The organism is Bacillus sp. S4, assembly GCF_040838205.1.
GTDB lineage: Bacteria > Bacillota > Bacilli > Bacillales > Bacillaceae_G > Bacillus_A > Bacillus_A cereus_U.
The window spans coordinates 1-2010 of sequence record NZ_JBFPJI010000460.1 but is presented as its reverse complement, the minus strand read 5'-3'; the positions used below and the strand labels follow the sequence as shown (position 1 = coordinate 2010).

The following is a 2010-nucleotide window of genomic DNA, read 5'->3' as shown; positions in this document are numbered from 1 at the left end:
CCATTTTTATACATTAAAAACATATACAAAAAAGCTGCGGGGATACCGCAGCTTTTACATTTACAAGGCAAGTGTAATAACGTATAAGGAAATAAGCCATCTAAAAAGTATATGGCAATCCCTATTATTACAAGCTTTATAAAGTATTGTAGGTATCTTCATAGGTTTCGAAATAAATCCATGACAAAATTAGGGGTATGATGTACATAAAAATCCCCTGGTCTTATCCGATTTATTTCATTAAATTTTTCCTATTTAGTACCTACCGCACTCACAAAAAGCACCTCTCATTAATTTATATTTTATGTTCATTGAAATCTAATTTATTGAAATCATCATACTATATGTTTTGTAAGAAGTAAAGGTGTCATACTTTAATAACTATGCAGAATGTAAAAAAAGAAGAGGAAAACTTATATTTCAGTCTACCTCTTCTTTTTCATCACCAATTTACTGTTGAACATATATGGAAACTGAGCCTCCATTTACATGGAACTGCCCCCATCCGTCCTTATTAATTGTTACAGTATTTGTTTGATTACCCGTAATATCGTACCATACTTCCCCAGCGTTATTCTTTCCAACATCCATCCACTTTGATCCTCCTGGTCCATCAGAGATTAATGTCGCTAAACCAGAATTAGCATGTACACCATCGCCTTCTCTTGTCCAGCCAATCACATCTGGATGGTCTAAATAATCACGCTGCGTACCATATGCAAAGTTTTTTCGTGCCGTCAAAATCGGATCAATTTTATCTTTTAACGCTGGAATTTCATAACTACTCTTTCCGCTTGTCCCATAGTAATCACCATAAAAAACTGAAGGATAGCCCTCTGCACGTGTTAAAATAAATGCATATGCCAACGGTTTAAACCACGGACTTACTACAGATTCCAATGACTGCCCAGGCTGTGAATCATGATTCTCAACGAGAGTAACTGCGAGTGCAGGGTGATTTTTCATTACTGTTCCATTTAAAATATTTCTCATATCATAATTCCCATTTCCTGTTGAAGCATAATGAAAATTATAATGAAGCGGTGCATCGAACACAGATTGATTATAATTGACTTTCGCCAAATAATTATTTAAGGCCTTAATATCATTTTGCCAATATTCAGCTACTGTAAACATTTCTTTCCCTGTTTGCTGTCTGACATGATTTACCCAATCGCGTAAATATTCATGATCAATATGTTTAACAGCATCTAAACGAAAGCCATCTAAATTTAATTCATTCGCATACCACGTTCCCCAATTTTTCATCTCCTTCGCAACATCTGGATGATCAAAATCAAGATCTGCATACATCAAATAATCATAATTCCCATTCTCGCTAGACACTTCCCAGTCCCATGCTTTACCTATACCCCTAAATTTATAAATTCGATTTAATTTCCTTCCTTCATCCCAATCCGTTCCGTCAAAATGATACCATTTCCATTTGAAATTAGAATAAGAATCTCCGCGTCCTGGAAAGTTAAACCCCGTCCATGCATTAATTTCATAATCACCTGACACTTCAATATTTCGATCGTTTCGGTCTACCTCTACAGCTGTTACGGTTTCAGTATAATCAGCCCCACCTTTATGGTTCATAACTACATCACCATACACATCTATGCTTTGCTTATGTAAAGCTTCAATTGCAGATTTCAACTGTGCTTTTGTCCCATATTTCGTCCGCACCGTTCCTTTTTGATTGAATTCCCCCAAATCATATAAATCATACGCTCCATATCCTACATCATTTTGTGAAGTCCCTTTATATGCAGGTGGTATCCATACAGATGTAATTCCTTTATGGGCTAAATTTTCAGCATCAGAACGCAAACGATTCCAATGATTCCCATCATTCGGAGCGTACCACTCAAAATACTGCATTAATGTTCCATTGTTTATCGTTGCTGCTTCCGCCTTATTCCCCTCATATATATTAGGAAAAAGTAAAATAAACAATAAACAGACTACCATAATCCTTTTCAACATATTTACACCATCCCCTTT

At 35.8% G+C, this 2010-nt stretch carries 1 protein-coding gene; it reads right to left on the bottom strand.

The genetic code is table 11. The features are described from left to right. Positions 1-450: 450 nt before the first annotated feature. Positions 451-1992 (bottom strand): alpha-amylase, encoded by a 1542-nt coding sequence (gene amyS / locus AB3X48_RS21585; protein WP_088099400.1) that lies wholly within the window; start codon positions 1990-1992, stop codon positions 451-453. Positions 1993-2010: the final 18 nt, after the last annotated feature.